Consider the following 7,734-nt stretch of genomic DNA (forward strand, 5'->3'; position numbering starts at 1 on the left):
GGATCTCACCTGGTTTGTCGACAACGATGTGTCGAAAGCGCTGCTGGCTGTCAAGGGTGTCGCGTCGGTGGCGCGCGTCGGCGGCGTTGACCGAGAGGTGCACGTGGACCTCAATCCCTCGCTGATGGCCGGCCTTGGGGTCACGCCCGCGGCTGTCTCTTCCCAACTCAAGTCTGTGCAGAAGGAAAGCTCAGGCGGCCAGGGGCAGGTCGGATCCCAGCGGCAGTCGACCCGCACCATCGCGACGGTCGGCTCGGCGGCAGAGGTTGCTGCCATCAGCATCCCGTTGACCGACGGGCGTTATGTGCGACTGGACCAGATCGCCCGCATTACCGATACCTACGCCGAGCGCAGTACGCGCGCCTTCCGTGGCAGCAAGTCCGTCGTTGGTTTTCAGGTCAAGCGCTCGAAAGGTTACTCCGACGTGGGTGTTGCCGAGGAGGTACGCGCCGCGGTGGACGCTTTTGCAAAGGCCCACCCGGAAGTGAAGATCGCCGAGGCGAGCAACACGGTGACGCCAATTCAGGAGAACTATGAAGGCTCCATGTTCCTCCTGGTCGAAGGTGCGTTGCTGGCCATCCTGGTGGTCTGGTGGTTCCTGCGCGACTGGCGGGCCACCCTGGTCTCGGCGACCGCACTGCCGCTGTCGATCATCCCTACCTTCGGCGCCATGGCGCTCGCGGGCTACTCGCTCAACACCGTGACGCTGCTGTCGCTTTCCCTGGTGGTGGGCATCCTGGTCGACGACGCTATCGTGGAGGTTGAGAACATCGAGCGGCATCTCCAGATGGGAAAGACACCCTACCAGGCGGCCATGGAGGCAGCCGACGAGATCGGCCTGGCGGTGATCGCCACAACCTTTACCCTGGTCGCGGTGTTTCTTCCCACTGCTTTCATGGGCGGCATCCCGGGCCTCATTTTCCGGCAGTTCGGGATTACTGCCTCGGTCGCGGTGCTGGCGTCGCTTCTGGTCGCGCGGCTGCTCACGCCCATGATGGCGGCCTATCTGCTCAAGCCGCACCAGCCCGGCAAACACAGCGGCAGTACGGACGGGCCGCTGATGACGCGCTACCTGCGGTGGGTCCGCACCACACTGGCACGGCGCAAGGGCACCGTGCTGGCAACCGTGGTGTTCTTTGTGCTGTCACTGGCATTGATCCCCTTGCTACCCACCGGTTTCCTGCCGGCACAGGACAAGGCCCAGTCGAGTGTGAGCCTGAAGCTGCCGCCGGGTGGCACGCTGGAAGAAACCGCGGAGGCCGGCCGCCGTGCGGCCGCATTGCTGCGCGGGCTGCCTGAGGTGAGCGGTGTATTCGTTTCCGCCGGYACCGCGGCCAGCAGTGGCGGCTTGGGCGGCGCCAGCGCATCGACCGATGTCAGCAGCACCACGCTCACGGTTGAGCTGGTGCCGCGCGGGGAACGTAAGCTCAAGCAGTCAGGCGTCGAGGCAAAAATGCGCCAGACCTTGCGGGCCTTGCCCGGTGTACGGGTCTCGGTGGGGAGCGGCGGTAGCGGGGAGTCACTGGACATTACGCTGGCCGGCGATGACCCCGAAGCGCTGGCCTCAGCCGCTACACGGGCCGAGGCCCAGCTTCGCACGCTCAAGGGTATCGGCAACGTGACCTCGAGCGCCGCCATGCAGCGGCCCGAGATTCAAATCCGGCCCAACGCTGAGCGTGCGGCAGCGCTGGGTGTGACCACCGAAGCGCTTGCCGACGCGGTGCGGTTTGCCACCTACGGTGACTATTCCACGGCCCTGCCCAAGCTCAATTTGCCGGAACGCCAGATCCCCATCCGGGTACGGATGGATCCGTCAGTACAAACCAACCTTCAGGCTGTAGGCCAATTGCGCGTTCAGGGCAGCGGCGGCACGGTGAGTCTGGCGTCTGTGGCCGAGATCGTCATGGGCAGCGGCCCTTCCCAGATTGCCCGCCTGGACCGTTCACGTAACCTGACGCTCAGTGTCGAGCTCGGCGGGCGCGCGCTGGGCGAAGTCCAGCGCGAGGCCATGGAACTGCCGGCACTGAAGAACCTGCCCGCGGGTGTGAAGCGCGTGGAGCAAGGCGAATTGCAGCGTATGTCCGAGCTCTTCCAGAGCTTCGGCGTCGCGATGGCCATCGGTATTTTCTGTATCTACGCCGTGCTGGTGCTGCTGTTCCATGATTTCATGCAGCCCGCCACGATCCTGTCAGCTCTGCCGCTGGCGATGGGAGGCGCGCTGATCGCATTGTGGGTGTCGCACCAGGCGTTCTCGATGCCGGCGGTGATCGGCGTTCTGATGCTCATGGGCGTCGTGACCAAGAATTCTATTTTGCTGGTGGAATACGCCATCATGGCGCGGCGCGAGCACGGGGTAAGCCGCCTGGGCGCGCTGATCGACGCCTGCCATAAGCGGGCCCGGCCCATTGTGATGACCACAGTGGCCATGGGTGCGGGCATGTTRCCAAACGCGCTGGGCCTGGGCGCGGAGCCGAGCTTTCGACAGCCCATGGCCATTGTCGTGATTGGCGGCCTGCTCACTTCTACCGTGCTGAGTCTGTTGGTGGTGCCGGTGGTGTTCACCTATGTTGACGACCTGCTGCAATGGTTGCGGCGCCGTTTGGGTCACAAAGAACGAGTGGCCCTGGCGTCCGACGTGCCGTGACAGAAGCATCTGCGCGGATCTCGGGCTTTACTCCCGAGCATCACGTGGTCACCATTGCCCGGCAGGCCGCCTCTTCTGCAAGGCGGTGGTGATGGCTTCTGCGGCGTCGGGCCGGTTGCCTTGCTGGGCAAACTGCAGGGCAGTCAAACCCAGCTGGTTTTTGAGCTGCGGGTCGGCACCCTCCTCCAGGAGAAGACGCACTGCTTCCGTGGTGCCATACATGGCGGCCATCATTAGCGGCGTGGTGCCGTTGGGGGACTCGGCATCAATATAGGCGCTGTTTTCCAGCAGCAGGCTGATGATGGCCACGTGCCCGCCGCTAGCGGCGTAATGCAGCGGCGTCCAGCCGGTCTTGTTGACGTCGGCGCCCTGTTTGACCAGCTTCTCAGCCAGGCCCTGATGGTTCTTGAGGGCGGCCAGCATGAGTGCGCTTTCCCCCTTGTCGTTGAGGGTGTTGACGTCGGTCTTGGGCCAGTCCACCAATACCTGCGCTGCTCTGAGCGATGGCTCCTTCAGCGCGAGAAAGAGCCCACGCTCGCCTTTTGGGTCAGGTGTGTTGGGGTCAAACCCCCGCTGCAGCAGTGCCTGAATAGTGCGGGGATCGTCGCGCTTGACTGCGATGAAAAAATCATCATACGACCCTGCATTTGCCGAAGAAAGTCCATAAAAAACAACGGCAATAATTGCTTTCTTAAAGTAATTCATGAAGTTGTTTTTCATGCTTTAACCCCGCTGAAAAGCTGCTCGAAGTTTCGGCTTGTGGCCTCTGCAATGGCCTGGATGGGTTGTTGGGTGAGTTCCGCAATCTGCTTGGCCACCAGGGGAACATACGAAGGATTATTGGTTTTACCGCGGTACGGCATGGGCGCGAGGTAGGGGCTGTCGGTCTCAATCAGCATACGGTCCATGGGGACAAATCGGGCCACCTCCCGCAAATCCGCCGCGTTCTTGAAGGTCAGGATGCCGGAAAAAGAGATGTAAAACCCGAGGTCCAGGGCGGCTCGGGCCACCGCCTGGGTTTCGGTAAAGCAGTGAAAAACTCCAGTGGCGCTGTCGGCCTGGCCGGCGTTGCCGCCCTCTTCCTTGAGCAACGCAATCGTGTCGTCGGACGCGCTGCGGGTATGAATCACCAGGGGCTTGCCGGTCTGGCGAGCTGCCCGGATGTGCACGCGAAACCGCTCCCGCTGCCATTCCATGTCCGCCACGGTCCGGTCACCCAGCCGGTAATAGTCGAGCCCGGTCTCGCCAATGCCGACCACTTTGGGCAGGCTGGCGCGTGTCAGCAGGTCGTCCAGGCTGGGCTCCCGGACATCTTCGTTGTCGGGATGCACGCCGACGGTTGCCCAGAAATTGTCGTAGGCCGTGGCTAGCCCATGAACAGTTTCGAACTCTTCCAGGGTGGTGCAGATGCACAGCGCGCGGTCGACCTGGGCGGCCAGCATGGCCTGGCGGATTTGCGGCAATTGGGCCTGAAGCTCCGGAAAGCTCAAATGGCAATGGGAGTCAGTGAACATCGCGGTACAAGGTTAGGTATCAAAACAGGCTGCAAGCCTTATTGGCCGTGCGCAAGCAGCTATAAATACCATAGCAACCACGCGCTTGCCGGTGCGGCAGGCCGCGTTCGGCAAGGCCTAAATGGTCTGTGTGGGGCGGTCGGACGCCAAGTGGGCGCCGAGGATTTCTTCAATCTTGATCTTCAGAAGACGGGATTTATCGTCCGACGGGAATCGGACGCCAACGCCTTGCGTGCGGTTGCCGGCCGCCCTTGCGGGTGTGACCCAAGCCACTTTGCCGGCCACCGGATAGCGTTGTGTATCTTCAGGAAGCGTCAGCAGGACGTAGACGTCGTCGCCCAGCTTGTAGTCGCGTGCAGTCGGAATGAAAACGCCGCCTTCCGTGAACAAGGGAATGTAGGCGGCGTAAAGCGCTGCTTTTTCCTTGATGGCCAGCTGGACAACGCTGGGGCGGGCGGTGGCGGCTGCGGGTGAACTGGCGGGCGGTGGTGTGCTCATGGCGCTAGTTTATCGGTTTGACTGCTGCGGCGTCTGCAATTGCAGCATAAAAGAAACGGTTTGGGTTTATTTCGCATTCAGCGCTGTGCGGGCCCGGCTTACCAGCGATTCAAGCATCAGGCCCGGGTTGTAGGGGTGTTCCACCGTGCGGGCAATGGCCGCCAATTCTTTGGACCAGCTTGCAAGGGCGTAAAGCCCGCCACCCGTCTTGCCGGCCGCAGCGGGAAGGGCCGCCGGAAGGTCGCTCGCGTGGAAAAACCGCGGCGCGGCGCCCATGCGCACAGCCAGTACGTCGTGGCAAAGCTTTTGCAGTGCATCCACAGCCTGCGCTGGCGCCCAGTCCGACAGCGCGCTCACGTCGCCGCGCGCCATGGCTTTGGGCAGGGCCTGCCAATGTTGGGCGGCTTCCGCGGGCGGATTGTTCTGTGCCCAGTTCAGCGCGTCGGCGGGTCGCCCGCCCGCGGCCACCAGCAAGGTTTGCAATTCAGCGGCTTTTGGCGCTGCCGCGGCTTTTTTGGTGCTACCGGCGCTATCACCTGCCAGCGTGATTTCCTGCTGGAGCCAGCCCAGAGCCTGGTCAAAGTCCGGCCAGACCATGGTGTGGCCAAGGCACCGGCTCCGGATGGTGGGCAGCAACTGGTGCGCGGCCTCGGTGGCCAGGACGAACTTGACGGCGCCTGGAGGCTCTTCCAGGGTCTTGAGCAGGGTATTGGCCGTGACGTTGTTCATGCGCTCGGCCGGGAACACCAGCACCACCTTGGTGGTGCCGCGTGACCGTGTGAACTGGGTGAAAGACACGGCTTCGCGCGCCGCATCGACCTTGATTTCCTTGCTGGGCTTGCGTTTCTTGCTGTCCAGGTCGTCCTGCGTCTTTTCGTCGAGCGGCCAGCCAAGCGCCAGCGACAGGGTTTCGGGCATCAGCATGCAAAGGTCCGCATGCGTGTGTACATCTACCGCGTGGCAACTGCCGCAGTGCCCGCAGGCCCCCTGCGGCGTGGCTTCTTCGCAAAGCCAGGCCCGCGCCAGTGCCAGCGCCAGTTCAAACTGCCCCAAACCCGAAGGTCCGCTCAGGAGCCACGCATGGCCGCGCTGGGCCAGCAGGCTTTCAAGTTGCGCCTGGAGCCACGGCGCCAGGCGCGGATTGCTGGATTCGGCCGTCGCCGGCAAAGTATCCAGAACGCTCATGACAACCAGCCTTTGGCGATAAACACCTGCTGCACGGCCTGCCAGACTTCGTCGCGGCTTTTCGATGCGTCAATGCGGGCGAAACGTTCGGGGTGATTTTTCTGCCGGTCCGCGTAGCCTTGCGCCACGCGGCGGAAAAACGCCACCGGCTGAGCCTCGAATTTGTCGGGCAGGCGCGCGCCGGTCAGCCGCCGGGCCGCTTCTTCAGGCGCCAGGTCAAACCACACCGTCAAATGCGGCTCGATCACGGTTTCCACCTCGGGCTTCATGGGTGAATTGCCCGCGGGGTCGCCCAGCAGCCCTTCGTCGGATTGCACCCAACGCTCCAGGGTTGAGAGCAGCTTCAGGTCAAAACCGCGCCCTGCGCCCTGGTAGGCAAAGGTTGCGTCGGTAAAACGGTCGCACAGCACCACGTCACCGCGCAGCAGCGCCGGCGCAATCACATTGACGATGTGGTCACGCCGCGCGGCAAAGATCAGCAGCGCCTCTGTCAGCGGGTCCATGGCGTCGTTCAACACCATGGCACGCAGTTTTTCGGCCAGCGGCGTACCACCCGGTTCGCGTGTCAGCGTCACCGCCCTGCCCTCGGCCTTGAAGGCTTCAGCCAGGCCGGCAATGTGCGTAGACTTGCCGGCACCGTCTATGCCTTCGAAGCTGATGAAAAGGCCGCTCAGAGGTCTATTACTCATGATGTCATTCGCGTAACGCCAAGCCGCCAACTGAGCGAAAGTGACACGCAAGCAGGGGCCGCGGAACCGGCTTTGCCGGGCCGCAGGCGCAGCGCCCCCTCGGGGGGCAGCGCAGTACGCGAAGCGACAAGCGTGGGGGCCATAGTTATTACTGGCCTCTTATATATTTGTTCACCGCGCGGTTGTGCTCGTCCAGGCTGCTGCTGAAGTGGCTGGTACCGTCGCCGCGCGCCACAAAATAAATGGCCTTGGTCGGTGCCGGTTGCACGGCGGCCAGCAGGGCGGCCTTGCCCGGCATGGCGATCGGCGTGGGCGGCAACCCGGCGCGGGTGTAGGTGTTGTAGGGCGTATCGGCCAGCAGGTCGCGTTTTCGCAGATTGCCGTCGAACTTGTCGCCGAGCCCGTAAATCACGGTGGGGTCGGTCTGCAGCAGCATGCCCAGGCGCAGCCGGTTGGTGAAAACGCCGCCGATCTGGGCCCGGTCCGACGGCTTGCCGGTTTCCTTTTCGACGATGCTGGCCAGGATCAGGGCCTCGTCAGGGGTTTTCAGCGGTGTGTCCGGGCTTCGCAGTACCCAGGCAGCGTCCAGCCGCTTGTCCATGGCCCGTGCTGCGCGCTTGAGCACGGCCAGGTCGCTGGAACCCTTGGCGTAGGTGTAGGTGTCGGGGAAGAAACGGCCTTCGGGGTGCACACCCGGCCTGCCCAGCTTTTGCATGATGATTTCGGGCGCCAGGCCAAGCGTGTCGGGCGCAAGCTGCTCTGCTTTTTGTAGCGCTGCACGCACCTGGTTGAAGGTCCAGCCTTCTACCAGGGTGACGCTTTTGAGGGCTTGATCGCCGCGCACCAGCATGGCGAGCAGCTTTTGCGGCGTGGTGCCGGGTACCAATTCATAGCTGCCGGCCTTGATGAGCCGGGCCTGGCCCGAAAAGCGAAACCAGGCATGGAGCAACAGGGCCGGGACATCGGCGCCGCTGGCCACGATGACCTCGGCCACGCCGCTGGCGGGCGTGCCGGGCTCGATTTCAAGGTCTACGACCTGGCTGCCGGGGGCCAGCCGCAGGGGAATCGGCTCGTGCAGCCACCACAAACCCGCGCCAAACAACAGCAGGGTGCCGGCAAATACCAGTATCAACAGACTTGTAAAGACACGACGCACAACCCAGCTACCTTTTCTGTACAGAACGCAAAACCTCGAGCCTATGAT

At 63.2% G+C, this 7,734-nt stretch carries 7 protein-coding genes; 1 reads left to right on the forward strand and 6 read right to left on the reverse strand.

Going from position 1 to position 7,734, the window contains the following annotated elements; translation table 11 throughout:
• Window positions 1-2,644 (forward strand): efflux RND transporter permease subunit (locus tag AC1D1X_RS10940; protein WP_477698274.1); only part of this gene is annotated, 2,644 nt, incomplete at its 5' end.
• Between the two features lie 48 nt (window positions 2,645-2,692).
• Here AC1D1X_RS10940 and AC1D1X_RS10945 read toward each other — a convergent pair.
• From AC1D1X_RS10945 to mltG, 6 genes are all read right to left on the reverse strand, one after another.
• Entirely contained in the window at window positions 2,693-3,349 is a 657-nt protein-coding gene (locus AC1D1X_RS10945) for an ankyrin repeat domain-containing protein (RefSeq protein WP_477669558.1), read from the reverse strand.
• Between the two features lie 11 nt (window positions 3,350-3,360).
• On the reverse strand, window positions 3,361-4,158 hold the full coding sequence (locus AC1D1X_RS10950) for a TatD family hydrolase (RefSeq protein WP_477669557.1): 798 nt from the start codon (window positions 4,156-4,158) through the stop codon (window positions 3,361-3,363).
• A 117-nt stretch (window positions 4,159-4,275) separates the two neighbouring features.
• Complete coding sequence (locus AC1D1X_RS10955) at window positions 4,276-4,656, reverse strand: PilZ domain-containing protein (RefSeq protein ID WP_477669556.1); 381 nt, start codon at window positions 4,654-4,656, stop codon at window positions 4,276-4,278.
• A 66-nt stretch (window positions 4,657-4,722) separates the two neighbouring features.
• Window positions 4,723-5,841 (reverse strand): DNA polymerase III subunit delta', encoded by a 1,119-nt coding sequence (locus AC1D1X_RS10960; RefSeq protein WP_477669555.1) that lies wholly within the window; start codon window positions 5,839-5,841, stop codon window positions 4,723-4,725.
• A complete protein-coding gene (tmk, locus tag AC1D1X_RS10965) occupies window positions 5,838-6,530 on the reverse strand; it encodes a dTMP kinase (RefSeq protein WP_477669554.1) in 693 nt (230 codons plus the stop codon). The genes AC1D1X_RS10960 and tmk overlap by 4 nt, the downstream gene beginning before the upstream one ends.
• A gap of 148 nt (window positions 6,531-6,678) precedes the next feature.
• Window positions 6,679-7,686 (reverse strand): endolytic transglycosylase MltG, encoded by a 1,008-nt coding sequence (mltG, locus tag AC1D1X_RS10970; RefSeq protein WP_477669553.1) that lies wholly within the window; start codon window positions 7,684-7,686, stop codon window positions 6,679-6,681.
• Between the last annotated feature and the right edge of the window lie 48 nt (window positions 7,687-7,734).

It is taken from the genome of Polaromonas sp. P1_G4, from assembly GCF_056405475.1.